25 protein-coding genes and 1 tRNA gene are annotated in these 26,438 nt (G+C 71.2%); 16 read left to right on the forward strand and 10 right to left on the reverse strand.

The genetic code is table 11. The annotated features are described in order from the left end of the window. Nucleotides 1-17: 17 nt before the first annotated feature. Entirely contained in the window at nucleotides 18-1,073 is a 1,056-nt protein-coding gene (locus tag AC5YDV_RS04110) for an IS110 family RNA-guided transposase (protein WP_496182335.1), read from the reverse strand. A gap of 437 nt (nucleotides 1,074-1,510) precedes the next feature. On the opposite strand from AC5YDV_RS04110, the gene groL reads away from it, so the two are divergent. The 5 genes from groL (at nucleotide 1,511) to AC5YDV_RS04135 (ending at nucleotide 7,501) form a co-directional block, all read left to right on the forward strand. Continuing rightward, complete coding sequence (groL, locus tag AC5YDV_RS04115) at nucleotides 1,511-3,142, forward strand: chaperonin GroEL (RefSeq protein ID WP_496183133.1); 1,632 nt, start codon at nucleotides 1,511-1,513, stop codon at nucleotides 3,140-3,142. A 122-nt stretch (nucleotides 3,143-3,264) separates the two neighbouring features. Continuing rightward, complete coding sequence (locus AC5YDV_RS04120) at nucleotides 3,265-5,484, forward strand: ATP-binding protein (protein ID WP_496183134.1); 2,220 nt, start codon at nucleotides 3,265-3,267, stop codon at nucleotides 5,482-5,484. Next, a complete protein-coding gene (locus tag AC5YDV_RS04125; protein ID WP_496183135.1) occupies nucleotides 5,477-6,118 on the forward strand; it encodes a response regulator in 642 nt (213 codons plus the stop codon). Before AC5YDV_RS04120 ends, AC5YDV_RS04125 begins: the two co-directional genes overlap by 8 nt. A gap of 125 nt (nucleotides 6,119-6,243) precedes the next feature. After that, nucleotides 6,244-6,708, forward strand: coding sequence for a hypothetical protein (locus AC5YDV_RS04130; RefSeq protein WP_496183136.1), 465 nt, complete (start codon nucleotides 6,244-6,246; stop codon nucleotides 6,706-6,708). Next, nucleotides 6,698-7,501 (forward strand): multicopper oxidase domain-containing protein, encoded by an 804-nt coding sequence (locus tag AC5YDV_RS04135; RefSeq protein WP_496183137.1) that lies wholly within the window; start codon nucleotides 6,698-6,700, stop codon nucleotides 7,499-7,501. The genes AC5YDV_RS04130 and AC5YDV_RS04135 overlap by 11 nt, the downstream gene beginning before the upstream one ends. Before the next feature lie 15 nt (nucleotides 7,502-7,516). Here AC5YDV_RS04135 and AC5YDV_RS04140 read toward each other — a convergent pair whose 3' ends face one another. After that, nucleotides 7,517-8,818, reverse strand: a complete 1,302-nt coding sequence (locus AC5YDV_RS04140) for a M1 family metallopeptidase (protein ID WP_496183138.1) — start codon at nucleotides 8,816-8,818, stop codon at nucleotides 7,517-7,519. Between the two features lie 48 nt (nucleotides 8,819-8,866). Continuing rightward, complete coding sequence (locus AC5YDV_RS04145) at nucleotides 8,867-12,706, reverse strand: Pls/PosA family non-ribosomal peptide synthetase (protein ID WP_496183139.1); 3,840 nt, start codon at nucleotides 12,704-12,706, stop codon at nucleotides 8,867-8,869. A gap of 128 nt (nucleotides 12,707-12,834) precedes the next feature. Here AC5YDV_RS04145 and AC5YDV_RS04150 point away from each other — a divergent pair, with 128 nt between their 5' ends. Beyond that, nucleotides 12,835-13,551, forward strand: a complete 717-nt coding sequence (locus tag AC5YDV_RS04150; protein ID WP_496183140.1) for a copper homeostasis protein CutC — start codon at nucleotides 12,835-12,837, stop codon at nucleotides 13,549-13,551. Nucleotides 13,552-13,560: 9 nt separating this feature from the next. Here AC5YDV_RS04150 and AC5YDV_RS04155 read toward each other — a convergent pair whose 3' ends face one another. From AC5YDV_RS04155 to AC5YDV_RS04165, 3 genes are all read right to left on the reverse strand, one after another. After that, nucleotides 13,561-14,523 (reverse strand): cation diffusion facilitator family transporter, encoded by a 963-nt coding sequence (locus tag AC5YDV_RS04155; RefSeq protein WP_496183141.1) that lies wholly within the window; start codon nucleotides 14,521-14,523, stop codon nucleotides 13,561-13,563. An 89-nt stretch (nucleotides 14,524-14,612) separates the two neighbouring features. Then, the gene (locus tag AC5YDV_RS04160) at nucleotides 14,613-15,164 is read right to left on the reverse strand and encodes an NUDIX hydrolase (protein ID WP_496183142.1); all 552 of its coding nucleotides are present in this window, start codon (nucleotides 15,162-15,164) and stop codon (nucleotides 14,613-14,615) included. Next, on the reverse strand, nucleotides 15,161-16,090 hold the full coding sequence (locus AC5YDV_RS04165; RefSeq protein WP_496183143.1) for a hypothetical protein: 930 nt from the start codon (nucleotides 16,088-16,090) through the stop codon (nucleotides 15,161-15,163). Before AC5YDV_RS04165 ends, AC5YDV_RS04160 begins: the two co-directional genes overlap by 4 nt. 133 nt (nucleotides 16,091-16,223) lie before the next feature. Between AC5YDV_RS04165 and AC5YDV_RS04170 the strand changes: the two genes are divergently transcribed. From AC5YDV_RS04170 to AC5YDV_RS04180, 3 genes are all read left to right on the forward strand, one after another. Next, the gene (locus AC5YDV_RS04170; protein ID WP_496183144.1) at nucleotides 16,224-16,610 is read left to right on the forward strand and encodes a cold-shock protein; all 387 of its coding nucleotides are present in this window, start codon (nucleotides 16,224-16,226) and stop codon (nucleotides 16,608-16,610) included. Then, entirely contained in the window at nucleotides 16,607-17,386 is a 780-nt protein-coding gene (locus AC5YDV_RS04175) for a DUF3027 domain-containing protein (RefSeq protein ID WP_496183145.1), read from the forward strand. Before AC5YDV_RS04170 ends, AC5YDV_RS04175 begins: the two co-directional genes overlap by 4 nt. A 105-nt stretch (nucleotides 17,387-17,491) precedes the next feature. Continuing rightward, nucleotides 17,492-18,976: an NCS2 family permease gene (locus tag AC5YDV_RS04180; RefSeq protein WP_496183146.1), complete on the forward strand. Its 1,485-nt coding sequence runs from the start codon at nucleotides 17,492-17,494 to the stop codon at nucleotides 18,974-18,976. Between the two features lie 3 nt (nucleotides 18,977-18,979). On the opposite strand, the gene AC5YDV_RS04185 is transcribed toward AC5YDV_RS04180, so the two are convergent. Next, nucleotides 18,980-19,636, reverse strand: a complete 657-nt coding sequence (locus AC5YDV_RS04185; RefSeq protein WP_496183147.1) for a hypothetical protein — start codon at nucleotides 19,634-19,636, stop codon at nucleotides 18,980-18,982. An 81-nt stretch (nucleotides 19,637-19,717) separates the two neighbouring features. On the opposite strand from AC5YDV_RS04185, the gene AC5YDV_RS04190 reads away from it, so the two are divergent. The 5 genes from AC5YDV_RS04190 to AC5YDV_RS04210 all read left to right on the forward strand — a co-directional run bounded on the left by AC5YDV_RS04190 (nucleotide 19,718) and on the right by AC5YDV_RS04210 (nucleotide 23,036). Next, nucleotides 19,718-20,656 carry a hypothetical protein gene (locus AC5YDV_RS04190; protein WP_496192337.1) on the forward strand — a complete coding sequence of 313 codons (939 nt, stop codon included), beginning with the start codon at nucleotides 19,718-19,720 and terminating at the stop codon, nucleotides 20,654-20,656. 30 nt (nucleotides 20,657-20,686) lie between these two features. Further along, the gene (locus AC5YDV_RS04195; RefSeq protein WP_496183149.1) at nucleotides 20,687-21,367 is read left to right on the forward strand and encodes a metal-dependent transcriptional regulator; all 681 of its coding nucleotides are present in this window, start codon (nucleotides 20,687-20,689) and stop codon (nucleotides 21,365-21,367) included. Continuing rightward, nucleotides 21,367-21,507, forward strand: coding sequence for a hypothetical protein (locus AC5YDV_RS04200; RefSeq protein ID WP_496183150.1), 141 nt, complete (start codon nucleotides 21,367-21,369; stop codon nucleotides 21,505-21,507). Before AC5YDV_RS04195 ends, AC5YDV_RS04200 begins: the two co-directional genes overlap by 1 nt. 66 nt (nucleotides 21,508-21,573) lie before the next feature. Next, a complete protein-coding gene (trxA, locus tag AC5YDV_RS04205; RefSeq protein ID WP_496183151.1) occupies nucleotides 21,574-22,002 on the forward strand; it encodes a thioredoxin in 429 nt (142 codons plus the stop codon). A 5-nt stretch (nucleotides 22,003-22,007) separates the two neighbouring features. Continuing rightward, nucleotides 22,008-23,036 (forward strand): LLM class flavin-dependent oxidoreductase, encoded by a 1,029-nt coding sequence (locus AC5YDV_RS04210; protein ID WP_496183152.1) that lies wholly within the window; start codon nucleotides 22,008-22,010, stop codon nucleotides 23,034-23,036. A gap of 57 nt (nucleotides 23,037-23,093) precedes the next feature. Here AC5YDV_RS04210 and AC5YDV_RS04215 read toward each other — a convergent pair. Next, a tRNA-Arg gene (locus AC5YDV_RS04215) sits at nucleotides 23,094-23,169 on the reverse strand. A gap of 310 nt (nucleotides 23,170-23,479) precedes the next feature. Here AC5YDV_RS04215 and AC5YDV_RS04220 point away from each other — a divergent pair. Together AC5YDV_RS04220 and AC5YDV_RS04225 are read left to right on the forward strand one after the other, a co-directional pair. Then, a complete protein-coding gene (locus AC5YDV_RS04220) occupies nucleotides 23,480-24,856 on the forward strand; it encodes a UTP--glucose-1-phosphate uridylyltransferase (protein ID WP_496183153.1) in 1,377 nt (458 codons plus the stop codon). Beyond that, a complete protein-coding gene (locus AC5YDV_RS04225; protein WP_496183154.1) occupies nucleotides 24,853-25,215 on the forward strand; it encodes a hypothetical protein in 363 nt (120 codons plus the stop codon). The genes AC5YDV_RS04220 and AC5YDV_RS04225 overlap by 4 nt, the downstream gene beginning before the upstream one ends. Nucleotides 25,216-25,282: 67 nt before the next feature. Here the strand turns inward: AC5YDV_RS04225 and mscL are convergent, their stop codons facing one another. Both mscL and AC5YDV_RS04235 read right to left on the reverse strand, forming a co-directional pair. Continuing rightward, nucleotides 25,283-25,666 carry a large conductance mechanosensitive channel protein MscL gene (gene mscL / locus AC5YDV_RS04230; RefSeq protein WP_496183155.1) on the reverse strand — a complete coding sequence of 128 codons (384 nt, stop codon included), beginning with the start codon at nucleotides 25,664-25,666 and terminating at the stop codon, nucleotides 25,283-25,285. A 142-nt stretch (nucleotides 25,667-25,808) separates the two neighbouring features. Then, a complete protein-coding gene (locus AC5YDV_RS04235; protein WP_496183156.1) occupies nucleotides 25,809-26,414 on the reverse strand; it encodes an SAF domain-containing protein in 606 nt (201 codons plus the stop codon). Nucleotides 26,415-26,438: the final 24 nt, after the last annotated feature.

Genomic DNA, 26,438 nt, shown 5'->3' on the forward strand with positions numbered 1-26,438 from the left:
CATGCGTTTCTCCTATGTCAAGCGGCTGCCGGGATGCAGGTCCCGAGGGTCGCTTCGTGGTCGGTCTTCAGGGTGTTGTAGACGATGCGGGCGAGGCGTCGTTTGAGGCAGCGCAGGGCTTCGGGGGTGGACATGCCCTCGGCCTTCTTCCGTTCGTAGTACACCTTCCCGAGGCCGCCTGCCAGCCGGATCTGGGTGAGGGCGATCCGATGGATCGCCACGTTCAGCTGCCGGTTGCCGGACCTGGTCAACCGGACCCGTCCTTCGGTCCGGCCAGACCACACCGGGATCGGTGCGATCCCGGCATGCCGGGCGAACTTGGCCTCGGTCGCGAACCGCGTGACACCTGCTGTCTCGCCGACCAGCTTGGCCGCGGTCAACACCCCGCAGCCAGGCATGGCCACCAACGAAGGGGCCACCCTGACCACCGAGGCGGCAATCCTGCGCTCCAGCTCGTTGACCCGACGCGTGAGCGCAACGACGTCGTCGAGCTCCGCCAAGGCCAACTCGGCCACGATCCCCGGCAAACCCACCAGCCACCCACGCAAGGCCTGTTGGGTGGCCTGACGGTCAAGCGACCGGGGCGCCGGCACACGCTCGGGGTCGAGTTCATGGATCCGCCACAACAAGCTGTTGATGATCCTGGTCCTGGTCGACACCAACGATTCCCGGTAGTCAACCAGCAGTTTCAACTCCCGTGACCCCTCATCGTGCGACGCAACCGGCAGATCGGGTTCCCGCAAGAACGCCCGCGCCACCGCCAACGCGTCGATCGGATCAGACTTCCCCCGCGTCCGTGCGACCCGACGCTGCTCGGCCATCATCTTCGGCGGCACCCGCACCACCTTCTGCCCGACCGTGAGCAGGTCACGTTCCAAGCGGGCCGACAGGTGCCGGCAGTCCTCGATGGCCCACACCAACTCGGCCCCGAACTCGCCGGTGGCCCAGGCCCACGCCTTCGCGTGCCCCTCGCTGGTCGCTTTCACCGTGAACTGGCCCAGCTTGCGGCCGACCTCGTCGACCGCAACGAACGTGTGGGCCTGCTTGTGAACATCCACACCAACGACAACCATGGTGGTTGCCTCCTTTCACCTGATCAGTGGAGGACGGTCGGAACCGGTCGGCGGACACATCTCAGTGGGGGCGATGCCACGCTCCTATCAAGTCACGCCGGCCGGTTCCTTCCCACCAGCCGACGGCAAAACGCATGGACGCCACATCCCCACAAAAAGGACTCCCGGCACGAAGCCTAAGAACCAGCCGACTGATGGTCAGGATCCAACCACCGCAACCGCGGTACCACCACCCTGACACTGAGGGAAGCCTAGGGCGTCCGTGTCAGATCCGACGTAGCACTCGCTTGTGTCGAGTGCTAACAGGCTGGTAAACATGGAGCTGGCACTCTCGACACGAGAGTGCCACCAGCACCGGCCGTGTGAGACCTGCCGATCAGGTCGTCCGTCGCGGGCACCGTCCGGAGCACGTCAAGACATTCGAAAGGGCTGCCGCAGTGGCAAAGCTGATTGAATTCAACGTCGAGGCCCGCCGTGGGCTCGAGCGGGGCATGAACACCCTCGCCGACGCGGTGAAGGTGACGCTCGGCCCCAAGGGTCGCAACGTCGTCCTCGAGAAGAAGTGGGGCGCCCCCACGATCACCAACGACGGCGTCTCCATCGCCAAGGAGATCGAGCTCGAGGATCCCTTCGAGAAGATCGGCGCCGAGCTGGTCAAGGAGGTCGCCAAGAAGACCGACGACGTCGCGGGTGACGGCACCACCACCGCCACCGTGATCGCGCAGGCGATGGTCCGTGAGGGCCTCCGCAACGTCACCGCCGGGGCCAACCCGATGAGCCTGAAGAAGGGCATCGAGAAGGCTGTCGCCGCCATCATCGAGGAGCTGGCCGCCCAGGCCAAGCCCGTCGACACCAAGGAGCAGATCGCCGCCACGGCGTCCATCTCCGCCGCTGACCCGACCGTGGGCGAGATCATCGCCGAGGCCATGGACAAGGTCGGCAAGGAGGGTGTCATCACCGTCGAGGAGTCCAACACCTTCGGGCTCGACCTCGAGCTCACCGAGGGCATGCGCTTCGACAAGGGCTACATCTCCCCGTACTTCGTGACCGACGCCGAGCGCATGGAGGCCGTCCTGGACGACCCCTACATCCTCGTCGCCAACAGCAAGGTCTCGAACCTGAAGGACCTCCTGCCGGTGCTGGAGAAGGTCATGCAGGCCGGGCGTCCGCTGCTCGTCATCGCCGAGGACGTCGACGGTGAGGCCCTCGCCGGCCTGATCGTCAACAAGATCCGTGGCACCTTCAAGTCCGTCGCCGTCAAGGCCCCGGGCTTCGGCGACCGCCGCAAGGCCATGCTGGGTGACATCGCGATCCTGACCGGTGGCCAGGTCATCTCCGAGGAGGTCGGCCTCAAGCTGGACGCCGTGACCGTCGAGCTGCTCGGCCGCGCGCGCCAGGTCATCGTCACCAAGGACGAGACCACCATCGTCGACGGTGCCGGCGACTCCGCGCAGATCGAGGGCCGCGTGGCCCAGATCCGCCGCGAGATCGAGAACTCCGACTCCGACTACGACCGCGAGAAGCTGCAGGAGCGCCTCGCCAAGCTGGCCGGCGGCGTGGCCGTCATCAAGGTCGGCGCGGCCACCGAGGTCGAGCTCAAGGAGCGCAAGCACCGCATCGAGGACGCCGTGCGCAACGCCAAGGCGGCCGTCGAGGAGGGCATCCTCGCCGGTGGCGGCGTCGCGCTGCTCCAGGCCGCTGCCGCGGTCAAGCAGAAGGTCTCGGATGCCCTCGAGGGCGACGAGAAGGTCGGCGCAGCCATCGTCTTCACCGCGGCCTCGGCCCCGCTGAAGCAGATCGCCATCAACGCCGGCCTCGAGGGCGGCGTCATCGCTGAGAAGGTCGCCGGCCTCGAGCCGGGCAAGGGCCTCAACGCGGCCACCGGCGAGTACGTCGACATGCTGGCGGCGGGCATCCCCGACCCGGCCAAGGTGACCCGCTCGGCGCTGCAGAACGCGGCGTCCATCGCGGGGCTGTTCCTCACCACCGAGGCCGTCATCGCCGACAAGCCGGAGAAGGCTCCGGCCATGCCGGCCGGCGACGGCGGCATGGGCGGCATGGACTTCTGAGTCCAGCCGTTCCCCGAACGCCACGGGCGCTCCTGCACAGCAGGGGCGCCCGTGCTCGTCCGGGGAGAGGGCACCATTGACGCTCCCCGACCCTCCTGTCATCCTGCCGCCAGGAGGGGAAGATGGCCACGCGGCGCGGGGGTGGCGTCCAGTGGGACAGCCTGGCGGTGAGCACGTTCGTGCTCGCCGTCTCGATCGCCTACGTGGTCGTGCTGCTGGCCCGGCCCGCCGACTGCGCGTTCGTGACCCCGGACGCGCTGGCCTGGCGGCCCGACGGCCTCCGCGTGCACGCCACGCCGGATTGCCCGCTCCCCGACGGCACGCTCGTCGTGGACGCCGTGCCTGGACCCACGTCCACCCACTACCGGATGGCCGGGGGCGAGACCGTGACCATCGCTCCCGCCGACCATCCGGCCGACATCGGGCGCCGGCTCCTTGAAGGGGCGTGGACGTCGTTGTTCACCACCTCCCTGTTCGGGGTGTGCCTGGCGATGATGTGGCGCGACCCGCGGGACCGTGCCGGCGGGGCGGCGCTCGTGATGTCCGCCGGGCTCTTCGGCAGCACGCTCGTGACCCACCTCGGACTGCCCGCCTCCTCCGCGTTCGAGGGCTGGGAGCGATGGCTCTTCCTCACCGCCACCCAAATCGTGTTCTCCCTCGTGTGGGGGGCGGCGCTGCTCTTCGGCATCCTCTTCCCGACGCCCCTGCGCGGCGTCACCCGGTGGTGGCACCACGCGCTGATTGCCCAGCTGCCGTTGGCCGCCTTCCTCGTCGCCTGCATCGGCCTGTCGCGCTGGGCGGAGCCGGGTGAGGTGGGGTGGGTGCACGCCGTGATCCGGGCCCAGACCACGGTGACCGTGTTCACCCTGGTCTGCGTGGTCAGCGTGGTCATCGGTCGCATGATCCGGTTGCGCGAGGACGGGCGGGATGCCGTGGCCCGCCAGCAGCTGTTGTGGGTGGGCGGGACGGCCCTGTGCTCCATCGCCCTGACCCTCGTGCTGGCGATCGGACCCCAGATGTTCGGCGGCGCCGGAGTGCTGAACGGCTCCTTGATCGGCCTGCCGGGGCTGCTCTTCGTCGTCGGTCTCGGGATCGGTCTCGCCCGGTTCCACCTGTTCGACCTGGAGTGGGTGCTGGTCAAGGTGATGGTGGCGACCGGATTGGTGCTCATGGCGCTCGTGCTCCTCCCCCTCGTGGAGCTGCTGCTGAGGTGGGTGGCCCCCGACGTGTCGCCGGAGGCGGCGGGGCCGGTGAGCGTCGTGGTGCTGGCGGTCCTGGTGCCGGTCCTGCACGAGCGGCTGGAGCGGGCGGTCAACTGGGCGGTCTACCGGGACCCCGAGGACCGCTACCGGATCCTGAGCCGGGTCGCCGGCGACCTCGCCCGGCGGAACGTCGACTTCCACGGGGTGGCGGACGACATCCGCCGGGCGCTGCGGCTGCCGCGGTTGGCGATCCGCGTCGGTGGGCTCGACATCCAGGCCCACGCGTCCGGCGCCCCCGGGCCGGAGCCGGTCGAGGGCTCGGTCCCGGTCCCCTTCGCCGTGGACGTCGGAAGCCAGCCGGTCGGCGTCCTGGTCGCCTGGACGCGCGGCGGGCGCGACCGGTTGTCCCGCAAGGAGCGCGACCTGCTCCAGGACCTCGCGGGCCAGGTCGGGGTCGCCGCCCGCCAGGTGGAACTCGCCGACGCCCTCCAGAGCGCCCGCGAACGACTCGTCCTGGCCCGCGAGGAGGAACGGAGGGCCCTGCGTCGCGTCCTCCACGACGACCTCGCCCCGACGGTCGCGGGCATCGGCCTGCGCGCCGAGACCGCGCGACAGCTCGTCGCCCAGCGCGGAACGGGGGAGCTCGCGACCGGCGTCCTGGCGGACATCGGTCGCGAGGCCGCGACCGCCTCGCGGCAACTTCGCGCGCTGGCCTACGACCTGCGCCCGCCCGCCCTGGACGAGCGGGGACTGGTCGGGGCGCTGGTCGACTGTCAGGTCAAGCTCCTCCCCGTCATCCTCGAGGTCGACAGCTCCGAGCTGGGCGACCTGGAGCGTGATCCCCTCTCGGCCGCGGTGGAGGTCGCGGCGTTCCGCATCGTGCTCGCCGCGCTGGCGAACGTGCAGCACCATTCCGCTGCGCAGCACTGTCGCGTCGTGCTGCGCCGGACGGCCGGCGTCCTGGTCTGCGAGGTGCTGGACGATGGGGTGGGGCTGGCCGAGGGGGTCCGGCCCGGGGTCGGCATCGCCGCGATGCGCGAACGGGCGGCCGAGCTCGGGGGAACGGTCCGCGTCGAGCCGCGCGACGGGCGCGGCACCCGTGTCCGCCTGGACCTACCACTCGAGGGGAACCATGACTGAGCGCACCACGATCGTGCTGGCCGACGACCATCCCCTGTACCGGTCGGGGCTGGCGGGATTGGTCTCGGTGTCCGAGGACCTCGCCATCGTGGGGGAGGCGTCCGACGGCATCGAGGCCGTGGAACTCGTGGGGCGCCTGCAGCCGGACGTGGCGGTCCTGGACCTGAACATGCCCCGGCTGCACGGGCTGGACGCCGCCCGTCGCGTCCGTGAGGTGAGTCCCGGTACCGGCGTCATCGTCCTCACGATGGACCACGAGGACACGACGGTCTTCCGGGCGCTCGAGGCGGGGGTGCGGGGCTATGTCGTCAAGACCGACCCTCCGGCCAGCGTGCTCCACGCCATCCGGTCGGTGGCCCAGGGCGAGGCTGTCTTCTCGCCGGTCCTGGCCGGACGCATGGCGGCCTGGTTCTCGGGGCTCGGCGGGGGCACCGGACTGGTGGACCAGCTGACGCCCCGCGAGAGGGAGGTACTCGCGTTCATGGCCCGCGGCCTGGACACCGAGGCGATCGCCGCGGCCCTGGACGTCAGCCCGAAGACGGTGCGCAATGTGGTGTCGAACGTGCTGACCAAGCTCCAGGTGAACGACCGTCGGCAGGCCGTGGCGAAGGCGCGGGCCGCGGGACTCGTCTGACGGCGCGTCCCCGTTCGCCGCTCGTCCCGGAATCTTCCCGGATTCGTCCCGATCCGTTCCCGTGACGCCCGGGTTGGCCGAGGCCGAGGCTGGAGGCACAACCCCAGTTGAACGGAGCAGCACCCATGCGCACCACCTACCGCGCCCTCGCGTACGTCATCTGCGGCCTCGTGGCCCTCCAGGCCGCCTCCCACGCCTGGGCCTCGTCCGGGCTCGTCAGGTACCTCAGCGAGGGTGGCGTGATCGACTTCACGTCCGATTCCCCGCCCCCCGTGCCCGAGTTCCTCGGCCTGATGATCCACGGCATGAACGGCATGTACGTGATCCCGGCCGTCGCCCTCGTCATGCTCGGCGTCGCCTTCGCCTCCCGCATTCCGGGGGCCGTGCCCTGGGCGGCCGTCGTCGTCGTACTGGTCGCGGTCCAGGTCACCCTCGGTTTCCTCGGTCACGGCATGTCCGCCCTCGCCTTCCTGCACGGCGTCAACGCCCTGCTCCTCTTCGCCGGCGCCTTCATGGCAGCCCGCCTGGCACACCGTCCCGTCACCACCCCCACCCCCGCCGCGCGTGCCGAGTCCGCCGGTGTCCGCTGACACCGCCGACCTCGCCGTCACGGCCCCGGCCCGGACGCCCCGCCGCACCCCCGGCGGGCGTCCGGGCCACTGGCGTGTGCTCCTGGGCTGGGTGGCCGGGGCCCTCACGTTCGCCGTGGTGGTCGTCCTCGGCGTCCAGTGGTGGGCCAGCAGGCTGCGGGTCCTGCTCGGCGCCGGCGCGCGGGTCGACCTGGCCGTGCGCGTGCCGGACGCCGGCGGCGCCCGCGTGCAGGTCACGGGGACCTCTCTCGTGCTCGGCCCCGCGGACGCCTCGCCGCCGGGCGTCCCGACTCCCGCCGCCGAGTTCGATCCGCTGTCGTACGGGACGCCCGCGGCACTGCCGTTCGACCCCACCGACGCTGACCGGCGCTTCACCTACGACATCGGACGCCGTCCCGGGTTCCTCGCCGGGCGTCCCGGATACTGGTGGACCATCAACGGAGGCATCGTGCCGCACGTGCCGATGTACATGGTCCGCGAGGGCGACGTCGTCACGATGCGCATCACCAACAACAGTGGCGAGGTGCACCCCATGCACCTCCACGGGCACCACGCCGTGGTGCTCTCCCGCAACGGCGTCGCGGCGTCCGGCAGCCCGTGGTGGGTCGACTCGCTCGACGTCCGGCACGGGGAGACCTACGACGTGGCGTTCGTGGCCGACAACCCGGGCATCTGGATGGACCACTGCCACAACCTGCCCCATGCCACGGAGGGCCTGATGACCCACCTCATGTACGAGGGGGTGGACACGCCGTTCCTCCTGGGCTCCGCGTCCGGCAACGAGCCGGAGTGAGGCGGCCGGTGGGCCTCAGCGCAGCCGCGGGCAGGGCGGCAGGGGGACCTCGTCCAACCAGGCGGCCAGCAGGGCCGACTGGTCGGTCCCGGTCGAGCGGTTCACGTGCTCGATGAAGTCCTCGGTGGTCACGATGGCGCGCGCGGCGACCCAGGTGCGGCACAGCGAGAAGAAGGCCTCATCGCCGACGGCGGCACGCAGTGCGTGCAGCGTGAGGGCGCCGCGCTTGTACACCCAGTCGTCGAACATGGCGGGCATACCGGGATCGGAGAGCGGGGTGTCCTGGCCCTCGCTGGGGAGCGCCCGCCAGTGGCGCTCGGCGCGCTCGTCGGCCGTCCCGAGGCCGCGGTGCTCCGACCAGAGCCACTCCGTGTAGCAGGCGAACCCCTCGTGCAGCCAGATGCCCTTCAGCAGCGCGGCCGTGACCGCGTTGCCGAACCACTGGTGCGCCAGCTCGTGGACGACCAGGCGCTCGTTGTCCCAGTCGTCGTCGAGGTGGTTGGTGCCGAAGTTCGCCATGGCCTGGGCCTCGAGGGGGATCTCCAGCGGCTCGTCCACGACGACCGCCCGGTAGGAGTGGAACGGGTAGGGCCCGAACCAGCCCTCCAGGGCATCGAGCATCGCGGGCAGGCGCAGCATCGGGGAGGATGCCGGGACGGAGCGCGTCCGGGGTCGCAGGATCGTCACCCTGCCGCCAGAGCCGGGCAGTGACTCGCTCACCAGGCGTCCGATGGTGAGGCTGACGAGGTAGGGCGATGTGGGGGCGTCCTCGATGAAGACGGACGTGGTGCGTCCGCCCTTCGTGCTCGCCTCGACCGGGCGGCCCGTTGCCGCGGTGGCGTACTCCGCCTCGGTGGTCACCGCGATCCGATAGGTGGCGCGGTCGTCGGCCCGGTCGTTGCACGGGTACAGCGAGGGGGCGCCGTACGGCTGCGAGGCCACCAGGATGCCGTCGGTGAGCTCCTCCCAGCCCGCGGGACCGTGCGCACCCGGGACCGGGCCCGGCTTGCCGCTGTAGGTGACCTGCACCGTGGCGATCGCGCCGGCGCGGAGGGGCGCGGCCAACCCGATGGTCAGCTTGCGCGCCTTGTGGGCGTACTTCTTGACCTTGGCGCCGTCGACCCGCACCTTGTCGACGTGGAGACCGCTGAGGTCGAGCTGGATCGACGTCAGGTCCTCGAGGGCACGGACGGTCAGCGTCGCCGTGGCGTCCAGCCGGTTGGTGGGGACGCGGTAGTCGAGCGCGAGGTCGTAGTGGCTGACGGAGAAGGAGGTGTCGCCGTGACTGGGAAGGTAGGGATCAGGCACAGCGCGCACCTGTCGATACTGCCACACTCCGTGCGTCACCCGGACGTGTCGCCCGCCTCACTCGACCCACGGGCCGATCGGGTTGCCGATCCAGCGCGTCCGACGCGGGACGGACTCCCCGCGCATCACCAATGACGCCGGCCCGATGGTGGAGTGGCGTCCGACGGTCGCGCCCGGCAGGACGACGCTGTTGGGGCACAGCGTCCCGCCGGCCTTGATGACCACCTTGTCCAGGGCGAGGACGCGGTCGTGGAACAGGTGGGTCTGCACGACGACCCCCCTGGAGATGGTCGCGCCGTCCCCGATCTCGACCAGGTCGGGCTCGGGCAGCCAGTAGGTCTCGTTCCACACGCCGGCGCCGATCGTGGCCCCCATGGTCCGCAGCCAGACGTTGAGCAGCGGCGTCCCGGTGGCCCAACGGACGAACCACGGTGCCGTGACGACCTCCATGAACTGGTCGGCGAGCTCGTTGCGCCACACGAACGAACTCCACAGCGGGTGCTCGCCCGGCTCGACGCGCCCGACGAGCAGGCGCTTGGGGAGGACCGACAGCCACGTCGACAGGTAGCCGGCTGCGACGAGGACCACACCGCCCAGGGCGACGGCCAGCCACCACGACACGGACGCCAGCGCCACCAGCGCTGCGGCCACGAGGACCCCGAGCGCCATCGAGACCATCACCGCGACGATCCGGAACAGTTCGACGATTCCGCGCTGCACGCGGAGCCTGCGCGGCGGGTCGTAGGTCAACGAGGTGTCGACCTCTTGGGCCGCCCGGCGGAGGGGGGCGGGCGGGGAGCCGATCCACGACGTGGTCTTGCGGGCCTTCGCGCGGGGCGGGGCCGACGACAGCACCGCGACCAGCCCGCGGGCCGGCACCTTCCGGCCGGGGGCGGCCATGCCGGAGTTGCCGAGGAACGCGTCCTTGCCCACGCGCGTCCGCGCGGTGCGGAGCCAGCCCCCGCCGAGCTCGTAGCCACCCACGAGCGTGTCGTCGGCCAGGAACGACTGCTCGCCGACGCTGGCCAGCTTCGGGATCATCAGCACGGTGGACGCCTCGGCGTCCTTGCCCATCTCGGCACCGAGCAGGCGTAGCCACACGGTGGTGAACCACCCGGCGTAGAGCGGGTAGAGCCACGTCCGGGCCTCGTCGAGCACGCGGACGGTCGCCCACGCCGCGAGCCCGCGCCCGGAGTGGACGGGGACGTGCCCCTCGACCACGAACAGGCCCAGGAATCGGACGTGGACCAGCACGAGCAACGCCACGAGCGTGAAGCCGACCAGCACGGCCACGGGCAGCCAGGCCAGGGCGTGGCCGACCAGGGCGGGGATGCCGGCGCCCGAGGGCGCGGTGGCCAGGACGAGGGCCGTGCCGGCGGCGAGCCCCGCCACCGGGATGCCGGCGATGACGAGCGAGGCGGCCAGGTAGCCCAGCCACCAGAGCGGACGCCGCGGCGGCGGGGCCTCCCACGGGCCGCGGGCGTGGCGCTTGGCCTTGACCGCGGGGGAACCCGTCCAGTACTCGCCGGCGGGGACGTCGGTGACCACGGCGGAGCCGGGGCCGACCTCGGCGCCCGCGCCGACCACCGTGTCGGGGCCCAGGGTGGAGCGCATGCCGATGCGGGCGTCCGGCCCGATCACCACGCGGCCGACGTGCAGGGTGTCGCCGTCGATCCAGTAGCCGGCCAGGTCGACCTCGATCTCGACACTGGCGCCCTCGCCGACGGTGAGCAGCCCGGTGACGGGCGGCATCGTGTGGAGGTCGACGTTGGGGCCGATGGTGGCGCCGAGGAGGCGTGCGTACCAGATCATGCCCGGGGCGGACGCGTTGCTGGTCGCCATGAGCTCCTCCGCGAGGCGCTCGGCCAGCCAGATGCGCAGGTGTGCCCGGCCGCCCCGCGGGTAGGAGCCCGGGACGACCGGGGCCAGGAGGACCCGCGCGAAGAGGGCGGAGAGGACCATCCGGCCGGGCGGGAGGACGAGCAGCAGCCAGCCCAGGGCGACGATCCACCAGGGAACGGGCGCCACGGGCAGGGCCAGCCACCCCGCCAGGTTGACGCCGGTGGCCAGGAGCGTGACCCAGCGGAGGGCGCCGATGGTGCGCAGCGGCACGATGGCCAGCAGCTGGGCGACCCGGGTCCGGCGGCGGACGGGGGAGACCCGCTCGTTGCGGCGGGACTCGGGGGCCTCCATGGCGGTGAGGTGCGCTGCCATCGCGGCCAGGCGCGGGTGTTCGTAGATGTCGGTGACCCCGGCCTCCGGGAATCGCCGCCGGATGCCGGCCAGCAGGTGGGCGACCGCCAGCGACGTGCCGCCGAGGTCGAAGAAGTCCGACGCCGGGTCGGTCACGACCGTGCCCAGCGTGTCGGCCCACAGGCCGGCCAGCCAGGCCTCGTCCTGGGTGAGGGGCGTGGCCCCGGCCTCCGGCGTGTCGGACGCGCTGGCCAGCGGCCACGGCAGGGCGTTGCGGTCGATCTTCCCGGACGTGCGCGTCGGCAGGTCGTCCACGACGGCCAGGCGGGGGACCAGCGCGGCCGGCAGCTGCTCGCGCAGGAGAGCCGTCGCGCCGTGGGTGTCGAAGTCGGGATCGGCGGCGAGGTAGCCGACGAGCACCTGCGTACCGGACGCGGTCTTCTGCACGGCGGCGGCCCCACCCCTCACCCCGGGCAGGGCCGAGAGGGCGGCGTCCAACTCGCCGAGTTCGATGCGGCGTCCGCCGACCTTGACCTGGTCGTCGGCACGGCCGAGGAACAGGATCCCCTCGGGGTCGTCCACGACGAGGTCGCCGGACCGGTACGCCCGGTCCCAGCCCAGCGAGGGCATGGGGGCGTACTTCTCGGCGTCCTTCTCGGGGTCCAGGTAGCGGGCCAGGCCGACGCCGCCGATGATGAGCTCACCGTGCTCGCCGTCCGGGACGGGGTTGCCGTCGGGGTCCACGACGGCGAGGTCCCAGCCGTCCAGGGCCCAGCCGATGCGGACCGTCTCGTAGGGGTACACCCGCGCTCCGCACGCGACGACGGTGGCCTCGGTGGGGCCGTAGGTGTTCCAGACCTCGCGGTGCTCGGTGGCGAAGCGGATCCCGATCTCGGGTGGGCAGGCCTCGCCACCCAGGATGAGCAGCCGGACCTTCGCCAGCGCGTCCGGCGGCCACAGCAGGACGAGGGTCGGGACGGTGGAGACGATCGTGAGGCGGTGCGCGACGAGCCAGGGGCCGAGGTCCATGCCGGACTTCACCAGCGAGCGCGGGGCCGGGACCAGGCAGGCGCCGTAGCGCCACGCGAGCCACATCTCCTCGCACGAGGCGTCGAAGGAGACCGAGAGCCCCGCCATCACGCGGTCGGTCTCGTTGATCGGGTCGTCCTGCAGGAAGAGGCGCGACTCGGCGTCCACGAAGGCGGCGGCCGAGCGGTGCTGCACGGCCACGCCCTTGGGCTTGCCGGTGGAGCCGGAGGTGAAGATGATCCAGGCGTCGTCGTCGAGCTGGACCTCGGGAAGCGCCTCCCGTGCCGGACGCCGTGGGCCGCGGGTCGTCAGCAAGAGCCCATTGCCGAGCACGCCGGCGACGTCGGCCTCGTCGAAGACGGTGCGTGCACGCTCGTCGGGGTCGTCGGCGTCGACGGGGACGTAGGCGGAGCCGGCCAGCAGGATGCCCATGATGGCGACGTAGAGGTCGGTCGTGCCCGACGCGATGCGGACGCCGACGCGGTCGCCCCGGCCGATACCGGCGGCGGCGAGGTCGGTGGCCACCTCCTCGGCCGCCCCGGCGAACTCCTCGTACGTCAGCACCTCCACGCCGTTGTCGAGGGCGTGGGCGTCGCCGACGGCGTCCACGGTGGAACGGAAGATGTCCACGAGCGTGCGGGCGGGCGGCGCGAGGTGCGCGCGGAGCTGGGTCACGGGGTGGCTCCTCCTAGTTTTCAGCGGTGCCGATGTATCGCCACCGATGGATTCTACCGCATGGTGCCTGCGGGCCCCGCACGGCGCTGCAACCGGTCGAATCCAACGGCGTCCGGCATCATGGGGCCATGAGCGCGACGCTGGAGGTCCGGGTCCTGACGGCGCACGACGCCGTGCCGGCCGAGGCCGGCGGCGCCGATCGTCTGGAGATCGTGGGGGAGCCCGTCGACGACGCCCGCTCGCCCGAGCCCAGGGTCGTCTCGGCCATCCGCTCCCGGACGCACGTCCACCTGCGGCCCGTCGTCCGGCTGCGCGAGGGGTTCTCGACGGACGGTGGCGAGTTGGTGCGGTTGCGCGGCCTGGTCGCGTCCTACCTGGACGCCGGCGCCGACGGCCTCGTGCTGGGCTTCCTGAACGGCTTGGGCGAGGTGGACGTCGAGGTCATCGGCGCCCTCCTCGACGGCTACCACTGCCCCTGGACGTTCTCGCGCGCCTTCGACACGGTCCTCGACGAGGATGACGCCTGGGCGGCGGTGCTCCGCCTGCCGGGGCTGGACGGCGTGCGGACGGCGGGGTCAGCCCGCACGCTCGAGCACGGTCTGGACGGACTGCTGCGTCGCGCCCGGTCGAATCCGCGCGTGGCGTCCCTCGTCGTCGCGGACGGTCACCTGCACCCCGACCACGTCCCGTGGTTGGCGCGCGCCGGCGTCCGGCAGTTCCACCTGGACGACCAGGTCCGCCCCGGCGGCTCGCGCAAGGCCTACGTCGACGAGGCCCTCGTCCGGTCGTGGCGGACGCTGGTGGACACGGAGGTCAAGCACGCGCGGGGCGCCGGACGGGTCTGAGCCTCGGAATCAGGCGGGATGGGCTCCAGGCTCGGAATCCGCCGGGGTCGGCCGCGGCTCGGGGTGGTCGGACGGCCCCGGCTCGATGTGGACGACCGTCTGGCACTCGGGGAAGACCGCGGCGACGGCCGACTCGATGTCGTCGGCCAGGTCGTGGGAATGGGCGACGGTCCAGTGCCCCGGAACGATCACGGTGGTCTGCACGAACCGCTGGCGCCCCGATTCGCGGGTGCGGAGTTCACTCACGGTCACCCGGCTGTCGCCGATGACACCGTCCATCGCCTGACGGATCTGGATCACCTCGTCCGGGGGCAGGGCGGCGTCCAGCAGGCCGACGGCGGAGCGGCGGACGAGCTTGGAGCCGGTCCACAGGATGTTGAAGCCCACGAGCATGGCGACCAGCGGGTCGATCCAGAGCTGCTCGGGGAAGAGCAGGAGCAGCCCGATGCCGACGATGACGCCGGCGGTGGTCCACACGTCGGTGAGGAGGTGGTGGCCGTCCGCCTCCAACGTGATCGACCGGTGCTTGCGGCCCTGACGGATCAGGATCAGCCCCACGACGAGGTTGACCAGCGTGGCGAGCACCGACAGGAGCAGGCCGATGCCGATCTCCTCCAGGGGGCGCGGGTTCAGGAAGCGCTGGACGGCGGACACGATGATCGCGGTCGCGGCGACGAAGATCAGGACGCCCTCGGTGAGGGAGGACATGTACTCGGCCTTGCCGTGCCCGAAGTCGTGGTTGTGGTCGGCCGGCTTGCCCGACAGTGCGAGCGCCCAGAGCGCCACGAGGGCGGCGACGAGGTTGACGATCGACTCCAGGGCGTCGGACAGGAACCCCACCGACCCCGTGATCACCGCGGCGCCGAACTTGATGCCGACGGTCAGGAGTGCAGCCGCCACCGACAGCATCATGAACTTGATCAGGAAGGAGGTGGACGCGGTCTCCTCGGCCGTGGAGACGTTGCTTTGCATGGAGTTCCTTTCGTCGCCAAGCGAAGGCTAGTCGGGCCATGCGACCCCGGCCAACCGGTTGCCACCGGATGGAGGCATCGGCCGGGCCGTCAGATGGGGACCGTCGACTCCTCCACGTGACCGACGTCCCCGGGCCACGCGTCGGGGTCGTCGACACAGGCCACCAGGTCGGCCAGGACGTCCGGCCACACGGGGTCGGGCAGGTCGCCCAAGAACGCGAGGGGCAGCCAGGCGTGGCCGGCGAGGGTGAGCTGCTCGTCCGCCGTGTGGCCCGCGGTGTCCACCTCGAAGCGCGACGTCCGCAGCACGTAGAACGACTCGGACTGCACGCAGACCTGGTCGGAGTAGCCGTGCGCGGCGACCCTGCGCATCACCGGCCCCACGAGGTCGGACGCGCTGGCCGTCAGCCCGGTCTCCTCCGCCAGTTCGCGCAGCGCCGTCTCCTCCTCCGTCTCACCGGCATCCATCCCGCCGCCGGGCGTCACCCACCACCGGGACCCCGGAACGCCCGGGTCCGTGTCGGCGAACAGCAGGACGTGGGTCCCGTCCGTGACGACGACGCGGACGCCCCGACGGCTCTTGACCGGTCGCGACTCCGGCGGCACCGGAGTGAAGTCCCGGGATCGGAACGGCGTGTTCACAGCCCCGCCTCGGGGCGCTCGCCCCGACGCATCGCGTCGCCCACGATGAGGGGCACGACCACGAAGAGCGCCAGGTCCGCCAGTTGCGCCCAGCCGCTGGCGAGGTCGTACCAGGCGACGGGGTCGAACGAGCCCTGGAGTGTGAACTGGGTGATGAATCCGAGCGTGAAGGCGCCCAGCATCGACCAGGAGAACGCGCGCCCGATGAGGCGTCGTCGATACCTGATCCGGACGGCGAGCACGGACGCCACGACGAGCATCGCCAGCGAGAACGGGTTGACGAGCGCGCCGATGCCGAGGCAGATCAGGACGCCCGGGGTCGTGTTGCGGGCGATGGCTCCGAGCGTGACGGGCTCGAACTGCCCGGGCTGCGGCGTGGGGTGCTGCCACGGGGGCGGTCCCGGTTCGGGGAAGCCGCCCGGGTTCACCTGCCCGGGTGGCCACGAGGGGAGTGGCCCGGGGACGTGGTGGGGCGCGTGCGGGCCACCCGCCGGGAAGGGCTCCTGGGAGGCCCAGACGGTGGCCGGGGACTGGCCCGCGGGGAGTCCGGGACCGACGGGGGCGTGCGCGTGCCCCCAGGCCGACGGTGAGCCCTCGGGTGGCGGCAGGGGTACGGGCGCCCCGTCCGGCGGGGGCAGCAGCCGCGCCGAGCCGGACGTCATGGGCGTGGTGGCGACGTCGTAGGCCTCGTGCGGGTCCCGGGACGGCGCGGCCGGGGGTTCCAGGTCGGCCAGGGGCGTGCTGTCCGGACCCACGAACTGGGGATGTGCGGCCGGCGCCCCGACGCTGGGGGCCTCGGGGGCGACCTGGGGCGCGGGGGAGTTGTCCGGAGTCGCCGGAGCCGGGATTCCGGTGAGGTCCGGCTCGACGAAGACCTCGGGACGCTCGATGGGCGCGTACTCGGGACCGTCGGTCCAGTTGGCCACGGTGACTCCTTCCGCGTCGTGGTGATCAGGCTACCCGAGGCCGTGTGGGCGGGCCGGGGGCGCCCGCCTGTGCCCCCCGGGGCTTTCCGGTACGATGGCGCGGTCCCCAGTGTGACAAACAGGAGTGTGTGCCATGCCGACCGGCCGCGTGCGGTTCTTCGATGCCGACAAGGGCTTCGGGTTCATCGCCAAGGATGGCGGGAGCGACGAGGTTTACGTGCATGCCTCCGCGCTGCCCGCGGGGACGCCGACCCTCAAGAAGGGCCAACACGTCGAGTTCGGCGTGATCGAGGGGCGTCGGGGTGAGCAGGCCATCTCGGTGCGCCTGCTGGACGCCCCGGTGTCGTTGTCCAAGGCGCAGCGCAAGTCCCCGGAGACCATGGCCGTCATCGTGGAGGACCTGATCAAGATGCTGGACTCCATCGGCAACGGGTACCGGCACAACCGCCACCCGGACGGGAAGCACGCCCAGAAGACCGCCCAGGTGCTCCGCGCCGTGGCCGACGAGTTGGAGCTGTGAGGGTGGCGACGAAGGCGATCGAACTGGACGCCGCGTGTGCCGCGGCCGTCGACCTGGCGCGTGAGGCGGCCGAGTCACGGTCGGACGTGGCCGGTGTGGGCGAGCACCTGGGCGTCATCGGTGAGGGTTCCCGGGTCGCCACCCACTACTTCGAGGTCCTCCACCCCGGGTACATCGGCTGGCGCTGGGCCGTCACCGTGGCGCGCGCATCCCGCGCGAAGGTGGTGACGGTCAGCGAGGTCGTCATGCTCCCCGGCGACGGAGCCCTGCTGGCCCCCGCGTGGGTGCCGTGGTCGGACCGCATCCAGGCCGGTGACGTGACCCCCGGCGTCCTCATGCCGACGGCCGACGACGACCCGCGCGTGGAGGCCGGCTTCACCGGCGGCGACACGGCCCGGGACGCCGACCCCGCGGAGTGGGCCGCCACCCGTGCGCTCGTGGCCGAACTCGGCCTGGGCCGCGAGCGCGTCCTGAGCCAGTACGGACGGGACGAGGCCGCGGACCGCTGGATCGACGGTGAGGGCGGCCCGTTCAACGCGATGACCAAGCAGGCGCCCGGGCTCTGCCAGGGGTGCGCGTACTTCGTCCGGCTGTCGGGCTCGCTCGGCCGTACGTTCGGTGTCTGCGCGAACGAGTTCTCGCCGCAGGACGCCCACGTCGTGGCCGTCGACCACGGCTGTGGTGCGCACTCCGACGTGGTCGAGGCCGAGCGGGGTGTGGACCTGCCGCGTCCGGTCTGGGACACGATCTCGACCGACGCCCTCCTCTTCGACTGAGCACACCTGAGTTCGACTGAGCACACCCGGGCCGGACGCCGATCCACGACGGACGGCGCGAGACACGCCGATTCATCGGTAGCGATGGGCCCTAGGCTTTCGGTCATGTCATCCAGTACCACTGCGCCCGCACCCGCGGCGTCCGGGCTCGACCGCTACTTCGGGATCTCCCGTCGCGGGTCGAGCGTCGCCCAAGAGGTTCGCGGCGGCCTCGTGACCTTCTTCACGATGGCCTACATCATTGCCCTCAACCCGTTGATCATCGGCACGACCCCCGACGTCAACGGCAACCTCATCAGCGGCATGTCGGCGTCCGACCCCGCGAACGTCGGGCCGAGCATCGCCATGGTCGCCGCAGTCACGGCGCTGGTCGCGGGCGTCATGACCATCCTCATGGGCGTCATCGGCCGCTATCCGCTCGCGCTGGCCGCCGGCCTCGGCCTGAACGCCATGCTCGCCTACGTGGTGGCCCCGCAGGTCACCTGGCCGCAGGCGATGGGCCTGATCGTCTGGGAGGGCATCATCATCCTGGTGCTGGTCCTGACGGGCTTCCGCGAGGCGGTCTTCAAGGCCGTCCCCCGCCCGCTGCGCACCGGCATCGCCGTCGGCATCGGCCTGTTCATCACGCTCGTCGGCCTCGTCGACGCCGGCTTCATCCGCAAGGGGGCCGGCACCCCACTCACCCTCGGGGTCGACGGCGCGCTCCTGGGGTGGCCCGTCGCGGTGTTCACCGCGGGCTTCCTCCTCCTCGTCGTCCTGTACGTGCGTCGGGTCCGCGGCGCGATGCTCATCACCATCCTGACCATGACGGTCGTCTCGATCGTCCTCGAAGCGGTGCTCCACATCGGCAGCGCCGCCGGCGGGGAGAACCCGACCGGCTGGATGCTCAACGTCCCCGCCGTGGCCGGTTCGCTCATCAGCTTCCCCGACCTCGGCCTCCTCGGGCGCGTGGACCTGTTCGGCGCCTTCAGCGGCGGCCCGCGGGCCACGGTCGCCATGCTGATGACGGTGTTCGCGCTGCTGCTGGCGGACTTCTTCGACACGATGGGCACCATCGTGGCGGTGGGTGCCGAGGGAGACCTGCTGGACTCCGACGGCAACCCGGAGCGCACCCGCGAGATCCTCATCGTGGACTCGCTCGCGGCGGTCGCCGGCGGCCTCGGTTCGGCGTCCTCGAACACCTCCTACATCGAGTCGGCGGCCGGCGTCGGCGAGGGTGCCCGTACGGGCCTCGCCTCGGTCGTGACCGGCCTCGCCTTCCTGGTCAGCCTGTTCCTGGCCCCGCTCGTCCAGCTGGTCCCCTCCGAAGCGGCCGCCCCGGCGCTGGTGTTCGTCGGGTTCCTCATGCTGAGCCAGGTCATCCACGTCGACTGGAGCGACCCGGACGAGGGCCTCCCGGCCTTCGCGACGATGGTCGCCATGCCGTTCGCCTACTCGATCACCACCGGCATCGGCGCGGGCTTCATCCTGTACGCGCTCATCAAGCTGGTGCGGGGCAAGGGGCGCGAGGTGCATCCGCTGCTGTGGATCGTCGCCGCCGCGTTCCTCGTGTACTTCGCCCAGGGGCTCATCGGGGCAGCGCTGGGCTGACGCTCAGGAGCGGTACCACGTGACGAGGTCGGGCGCAGGGCGTCCGGCCTCGTTCGCTTCCGCCGTCCAGCCGGGGAACCCGGCCAGCCAGTCCGCCACCCGGTGCGCCAGGGGAGTCGCCTCGCCCAGGTTGGCCACGGCCTCACCCCACGCGGACGCCATGGCCACGGCCTGGGCGCCCCGGGCGTAGCCGTCCGCCATGCCCGGCAGGAGCTTCACGGGGATCGCGACGTCGCCGGAGAAGAGCTGTCGCAGGCCGTACCTGCTGGGCAGGCCCAGCGAGGCCATCGCGAAGTCCAGGTCGTCGATGGTCCTGTCGTCGGCCTCGAAGCGCAGGGTCGCCCAAGACGTCGCCACCACGAAGGCGTCCACGAGCGCCCAAGCGGCTTCGCGTCGGTCGGGGGGTACATCACGGCCGTGGGCGACATCGGCCAGGTCGCGCCCGGTCGGCACGTCGGGGCGAACGACGGGCGCGCCGACCGCGTGCCGCGAGAAGGGTCCGAGCTTGCTGAGCAGGCCGCCGTGGCGGGGGTCGGGGGGCGGGACGGGCGGCCACGTCGCGAGCGCCACGGCCCGCAGTCGCTCGAGGGCGGCTGAGGTGCCGGAGAAGGCGTCACGCAACTCGTCGATGCTGATCGCGTGGAGGCTGACGGTGCCCATGGCCACAGCCTAGGGGGGCCCAGAGCCGAGCGGGCGGACCGGTAGACTGGGCCGGTGAGGTTGAGGGCGCAGAACCGCATCGTGACCGGAGCACTGGTGGTGCTGCTGCTGCTCGTCGTCGTCGGGGCGCTGCTCTCAGGGGCTCCCCCCGCGCGTGCGGACGAGGTCTTCCGGCTCGATGTGAAGTCGTCGCCCGTCGCGATGGCGACCGACCATGAGCGTGCTCGCTACTGGCTCCTCGACAAGGCGTCCGGGCGGCTCTCCCTCACCGGGTTGGGCGCGGACGGCAAGGTCCAGGGCCACATGACCTCCCGCGACACGCTCGTGGACGCGTCGGGGATCGCCTACGACGCCGGCGAGTTGTACGTCGCCGACATGGGTGCCAAGCGCGCGCAGTTCACGATCCTGCAGATCATGGAGCCCTGGCCGGGCACCGACATCCTGAAGGCCGTCCCGTTCGTGATGACCTACCCGGACGGTGCGCACGAGGGCAGCGCCCTCCTGCTCAACCACGACGGACGCCTCCACGTGGTCACCTCGGGTGCGTCCCCCGGCATCTATGCAGCCCCGGTGGGGCCGTCCAGCACAGCCCCCAACGCGCTCGAGCGCCTCGCGGACGCCCCCGAGGGCGTCACCGGCGGCACCGTCCTGGCCGACGGTCGCTGGGTGCTGCGCACGTCCAGCACCGTGCTCACCCTCGACCCGCGGACCCGCGCGGTGCTGGGGGAGGCCGAGATCGGCGTCGCGGAACGAGGCCAGGCGATCACCCAGGGGCTCAACAAGGACGTGGTGCTCACCGCGACCGGCCCCCAAGGGGTCGTCACCAGCACGCCCGTCCCCGGTCCTGCGCCGACAGCGTCCCCGGCGCCGGCCCGCACCCGTGCCGCCGCGCCCCAGCCCGTCACGAGCAACCAGGCGGACGGCACCCGCACGATCCCCCAGACCGGGACGACGGGGGCCCTCGTCACGGCCGGTGTCGTGGCCGCCCTCGCGGGGCTGGTGGTCCTGCTCCGGCGCTAGGGTGTTGGCGACGAGGCCCGAGGAGGCGATGTGAGCGACCTGATCGACACCACCGAGATGTACCTTCGGACCGTGTACGAGCTCGAGGAGGAGGGCGTCCCCCCGCTCCGCGCGCGCATCGCAGAGCGACTGGCTCAGAGCGGCCCGACGGTCAGCCAGACCGTGCAGCGCATGGAGCGCGACGGCCTCCTGCACGTCCTCGACGACCGCACCATCCAACTCACGCCGCAGGGGCGTGCCAAGGCCACCAGCGTGATGCGCAAGCACCGCCTCGCCGAGGTGTTGCTCACGGAAGTGATCGGGCTCCCCCTGGAACTCGTCCACGACGAGGCCTGTCGGTGGGAGCACGTCATCTCGGACGCCGTCGAGGACCGGATCGAGGCCATCCTCGACTCGCCCCGACGCTCGCCCTACGGCAACCCCATCCCCCAACCCGGCTCGCTCGGCCCGGCCACCCCCGAGCGCGACGGCGTCCGCAGCCTCGCCTCGGCGTTGGGGACCCAGGCGTCCGTCACCGTCGTCGTGGAGCGCCTGACCGAGGTGGCCCAGGCTGATCCCGCCCTGATCCAACTGCTCAGGGACGGGGACATCGCCCCCGGGGCGACCCTCACCGCCGAGCTGTCCCGGGGGCGCCTGCTGCTCACGACGGCCGACCGGACGACGTCGGTCGAGGCGGACGTGGCGCAACACCTGTTCGTCCGCGTCCCCTGATGGATTCCGCGCTGCTGCGACCGTTGTTGGCCGGCCACTGGTACGACGCCCTGTCCGCGGTGCTGGACGCCGAGGACTTCGGCTCGATCGCCGACGCGTTCCCGCGCGCCGAGTGGCGGGAGGAGTTGCCGGGGGCCTGAGGGCGGCCGGGAATGCGTGGGCGGGGTCCTGCGTTGAGGAGGCCGTACCTACGAGAGGAAGACCCCATGGCCACCGTCGAGCTGACTGCTGAGAACTTCGCCAGCACGATCGAGAACTCCGACACGCTCTTCATCGACTTCTGGGCTGCCTGGTGTGGCCCGTGCCGCATGTTCGCCCCCGTCTTCGAGGGCGCTTCCGACAAGCACGAGGACGCCACCTTCGCGAAGCTGGACACCGAGGCGCAGCAGGAGATCGCCGCCGCGCTCGAGATCCAGTCCATCCCCACCCTGATGGCCTTCCGTGACGGCGTGCTCGTCTACCGCGAGGCGGGCGCCATGAACGCCTCCAGCTTCGACCAGCTCGTCGAGGCCGTGAAGGCCCTCGACATCGAGGACGTCCGCCAGCAGGCCGCTGCCGCGCAGGCCGCGCACGAGGCGGGTCATGATCACGACCACGACCATGACCACGACCCCGATCACGACCACCACCACTGAGTCGCGTGGAGCTCCAGTTCGGCCTCGACACCTTCGGTGACACCTCGGTCGACGACGGCGGGAAACCGGTCTCACAGGCCCAGGTGATCCGCGACGTCGTCGCGCAGGGAGTCCTCGCCGACGACCTTGGCGTCGACTACTTCGCCGTCGGCGAGCACCACCGTCCCGACTTCGCGGTCAGCGCTCCGGACACGGTGCTCGCCGGCCTGGCGACGGCCACCGAGCGGATTCGCCTCGGTTCGGCGGTCGTCGTCCTGAGCTCGGACGACCCGATCCGCGTCTACGAGCGCTTCGCGACGATCGACGCGCTGAGCGGCGGCCGCGCCGAGCCCGTGCTGGGCCGCGGATCGTTCATCGAGTCGTTCGGCCTGTACGGCTTCGACCTCGCCGACTACGAGAAGCTCTTCGAGGAGAAGCTCGAGGTGTTCTCGCTCCTGCGCGAGGAGAAGCCCGTCACGTGGTCGGGCAGCTACCGGACGCCCATGGACGCGGTCGACGTGTTCCCCAAGACCGAGGGCGGACGCATGCGCTCCTGGGTCGCCGTCGGTGGTTCTCCGCAGTCGGTCGTGCGAGCCGCCCACTACGGATTCGGCCTGCAGTTGGCGATCATCGGCGGCCCCGCGGATCGCTTCAAGCCGTTCGCGGACCTGTACCGCCGCGCCGTCGACGAGTTCGGCGTGACCACCGAGATGCCGATCGCCGTGCACAGCCCCGGCCACATCGCCGAGACGGACGAGCTCGCCGCCGAGCAGCTCTACCCGCACTTCAAGGCGAACCGGGATCGCATCGGTCGCGAGCGCGGTTGGGGCTCGATGGGGCGCGAGGAGTTCGTCAACGAGATCGAGCATGGCGCCCTCTACGTCGGCTCCCCCGAGACCGTGGCGGCCAAGATCGCCTCGACCATCCGCGACCTGAAGGTCGACCAGTTCGACCTCAAGTACGCCAACGGGCCCATGCCCCACAGCCAGCTCATGCAGTCCATCGAGCTGTACGCCACGCGGGTCGTTCCGCTGGTCAAGGAGATGCTCGCCTGAGCGAGGCTCCACCAGAAGTCCGAGAGGCCCCCGTCGCACGACGGGGGCCTCACGCGTTGGCGGCCCCGGGAGGATTCGAACCTCCGACACATGGTTTAGGAAACCACTGCTCTATCCCCTGAGCTACGAGGCCAACTCGACCAGTCTAATGGGGCTCGGGGAGTGCTGCGTCCCAGCGCCCAGCCCCACCCGTGGGGCCCGCCGGGGGATGGGCCGCCTCACTGAAAGTTGAAGAGTTAGCCTGCTGATAACCTGCAGAACATCTTGGAAGCTTTCCCCCAAGGGCTGGCGAAGCCGCAGAAGTGGGTTATAGTTGTCAACGCGAGAGCGACGCCAGGTAGTTGATGTCTCCTGGGGGTGGGTAGACGGCTTCAAGCCCTTCGACCGGCGTCGCTCTCCTTTACTTTTTCCGGGTCTCCTCGCACAAGGCTAGAGTCGAGGCCATGACGATAGGCTTGGAGCGAGCCCGCCAGAAGATGGTCGACGCCGGTGCGACCCAGGCAGCGATCGATGTCTTCACCCACTACTACGGGCAGCTGGACGCCGGGGGTGGTGGCTTCATCCGCGAAGCCGACATCGAGCCACTGACGGACCCGCCGCGGTTGGCTTCGGTGGACGTCGATCCCGATTTCGCGGAAGCGGCGATCAGGCGCACAGCCCTGATCAAGCTCAACGGTGGGCTCGGCACGTCCATGGGTCTGGACGGCCCGAAGACGCTCCTCCCGGTGCGCGGGCGGAAGACCTTCCTCGACATCATCGTCGCCCAGGTGCTCCGTGCCCGCGAGCGGTACGACGCGCGCCTCCCTCTGCTGTTCATGAACAGTTTCCGCACGCGCGAGGCGACACTGGAGCACCTCAGCACGTTCGACGAACTGCCCGTGGGGGACCTGCCGATCGACTTCCTCCAGGGTTTCGAACCGAAGTTGACCCTCGACGGGTTCGAGCCGGTCGAGTGGCCGGCCGACCCGACGCTCGAGTGGTGCCCCCCGGGGCACGGTGACATCTACACCGCCCTCGTCGGGACGGGACTGCTCGACCAGTTGCTCGCCGAGGGATTCCGCTACGTGAGCATCGCCAACGGCGACAACCTCGGCGCCGGCCCCAATGCGGAGCTCGCCGGGTGGTTCGCCCAGTCGGGGGCTCCCTATGCCGCGGAGCTGTGTCCGCGGACACCGAACGACCGCAAGGGCGGCCACCTGGCCATCCGGAAGGCGGACGGACAGCTCATCCTGCGCGACACCGCCCAGTGCGCTCCGGAGGAGATGCAGTTCTTCACCGACGAGGACAGGCACCCCTACTTCCACACCAACAACCTGTGGGTGGACCTGGCGGCGCTCAAGCGCATCATGGCCGATCGGCACAACGTCCTGGGACTGCCGCTGATCCGCAACATCAAGACCGTCGACCCGTCCGACCCGACGTCGACGCCGGTCGTCCAGATGGAGACCGCGATGGGGGCCGCCATCGAGGTCTTCCCGGGGGCGCAGGCCATCGCGGTGGAGCGCGACCGGTTCCTGCCGGTCAAGACCACCAACGAGCTCATGCTCGTCCGGTCGGACGCCTTCGCGCTCGACGGCGACGCCCGTCTGGTCGCGACCACCGAGCGGCTGCCCGGGATCTCCTTGGACAAGCGCTTCTTCGGCCTACTGCCCGACTTCGACGCCCGGGTCGAGTACGTCCCGTCGCTGCGGGAGGCGCACTCCCTGACCGTCGAGGGTGACTGGACGTTCGCCGAGCCCGTCACGGTCGTGGGGGACGCCGTCCTCCGCGACGGGGGTGGAGCTCGCACGGTCGAGGGTGACGTGATCGGCCAGGTGTGAACCAGCCCTGGCACCGGGCGATCGCCCACGCGCTCACGGGGGAGACGCTGGACCTGGGTGACCAGCCCGCCCCCGACCTCGACACACTCCGGACGCAGTTGGACGCCGCCGGTTGGCCGGCCGACCGCATAGCCGAGCACGCGCACGCCACAGCGGGGAGCGAGCCCTGGCCCCACCCGGTGCCGGACGCGCTGCGCGCCGGCCTCGGCGCGGCCCAGCTCCACGCCGCGATCGGACGGGCCCGCACCGCATACGGACTCGAGGTGCTCGTCGTCCTGCCCCCCTCGCGGCGGACCCGGCTGGACGCCGATGAGCGACGCCTGCTCACCGACGTGCCGCCGCACTTCGGTCGCACCTGACCCCGACATGCGGAACGGGGCCCATCCAACCGGATGGGCCCCGTTCGTGCCTGGGGTGAGCGGATGCTCAGGCGGCGCGGCTCTTGAGCAGGTCCCGGATCTCGGCGAGCAGCTCGTCCGTCGTGGGCGCCGGCGACTCCGGCGCAGTCTGCGCGTTCAGGCGGCGCTCCTGCAATTCCTTGACGTGCAGGTACGGCTTGATCACGAAGAAGTACACGATCGCCGCGATCGCGACGAACGAGATCAGGCTCGTGATGAAGACGCCGACGTTGATGCCGACACCGGGGATGGTGACGGTGCTGAAATCGGGCGTACCGCCCAGCAGGCCGATGAAGTCCATGATGATCTTGGTGAAGCTCTCGACGACCTTGGCAAAGGCGCCGGCGAGGATGACGGCCGTGGCCAGCTCGATGAGGTTGCCCTGCATCAAGAACTCCTTGAAACCCTTCATGGTGGATGTTCCTCCAGATGTTGGCGGACGGTGCCCCCGGTCGGGGCGTGTGCCTTGTCCGGCCAGCAGAGCCTAACGAAACCGCCACGACGAAGAAAACGCGGGTCGACGTCGCCCCCGGCTGCACCTCGGGGCCCCTCGATCAGCGCACCACGATCGTCGTCGATGAACTGCCTTGTGACGCGAGCTTCGCCGCGACCTCCGCCGGCACCTCGACGAGGGCCGACCGTCTGTCACCCAAGGAGGGCGGACCCACGGCGTCCGGCGTGTCGGGAGGGGCCACGACGGGCACGTCCGCGGCCAGCACTTGCCCGTCGGCGTCCAACACGTCGAGTCGTGCACCCGGACGGACCAGGGCGGCGATGCCGTCGCCCGGAAGGGGCAGCGCGGCCACGACGTGGCCGGGCCGTGCCATGCGTGCGCCGTTCGATACGGACGCCGAGGTCAGGGCACTCCCGGCCGTCACGGGGCCCGCCAGGGTGTGGCCCACGGCGTCCGCCTGCGAACGGAGGGCACCTTCGGGAAGGGCTGAGGTCGGCAGGCTCACCGTGGCCAGGAGATCCGCCGTCAGGAGGGTGCCGGCGGGCAGGGAGGTACGCGCGGACACCACGAGCTCCGACGGTGTGGGCGGAGGTGTGAGGGCGAGCACGGCCGCCAGGACGGCGACGAAGGAGCAGAGCGCGGCGAGGGGACGCCGCCGCAGGTACAAGGTGCGACGTAGGGTCGCTGAGATCGGGCGAGGTGTCACGCGGGGGACACTAGGCGGCGCCTG

The organism is Propioniciclava sp. LT432, from assembly GCF_059515965.1.

Coding starts and splice junctions, on each gene's coding strand:
- AC5YDV_RS04125 (WP_496183135.1), top strand. CDS start 5,477: ATGACTGAGCGCACCACGATCGTGCTGGCCGACGACCATCCCCTGTAC.
- AC5YDV_RS04185 (WP_496183147.1), bottom strand. CDS start 19,636: ATGGGCACCGTCAGCCTCCACGCGATCAGCATCGACGAGTTGCGTGAC.
- AC5YDV_RS04130 (WP_496183136.1), top strand. CDS start 6,244: ATGCGCACCACCTACCGCGCCCTCGCGTACGTCATCTGCGGCCTCGTG.
- mscL (WP_496183155.1), bottom strand. CDS start 25,666: ATGAAGGGTTTCAAGGAGTTCTTGATGCAGGGCAACCTCATCGAGCTG.
- AC5YDV_RS04150 (WP_496183140.1), top strand. CDS start 12,835: ATGAGCGCGACGCTGGAGGTCCGGGTCCTGACGGCGCACGACGCCGTG.
- AC5YDV_RS04170 (WP_496183144.1), top strand. CDS start 16,224: ATGCCGACCGGCCGCGTGCGGTTCTTCGATGCCGACAAGGGCTTCGGG.
- AC5YDV_RS04155 (WP_496183141.1), bottom strand. CDS start 14,523: ATGCAAAGCAACGTCTCCACGGCCGAGGAGACCGCGTCCACCTCCTTC.
- AC5YDV_RS04220 (WP_496183153.1), top strand. CDS start 23,480: ATGACGATAGGCTTGGAGCGAGCCCGCCAGAAGATGGTCGACGCCGGT.
- AC5YDV_RS04110 (WP_496182335.1), bottom strand. CDS start 1,073: ATGGTTGTCGTTGGTGTGGATGTTCACAAGCAGGCCCACACGTTCGTT.
- AC5YDV_RS04120 (WP_496183134.1), top strand. CDS start 3,265: ATGGCCACGCGGCGCGGGGGTGGCGTCCAGTGGGACAGCCTGGCGGTG.
- trxA (WP_496183151.1), top strand. CDS start 21,574: ATGGCCACCGTCGAGCTGACTGCTGAGAACTTCGCCAGCACGATCGAG.
- AC5YDV_RS04180 (WP_496183146.1), top strand. CDS start 17,492: ATGTCATCCAGTACCACTGCGCCCGCACCCGCGGCGTCCGGGCTCGAC.
- AC5YDV_RS04200 (WP_496183150.1), top strand. CDS start 21,367: ATGGATTCCGCGCTGCTGCGACCGTTGTTGGCCGGCCACTGGTACGAC.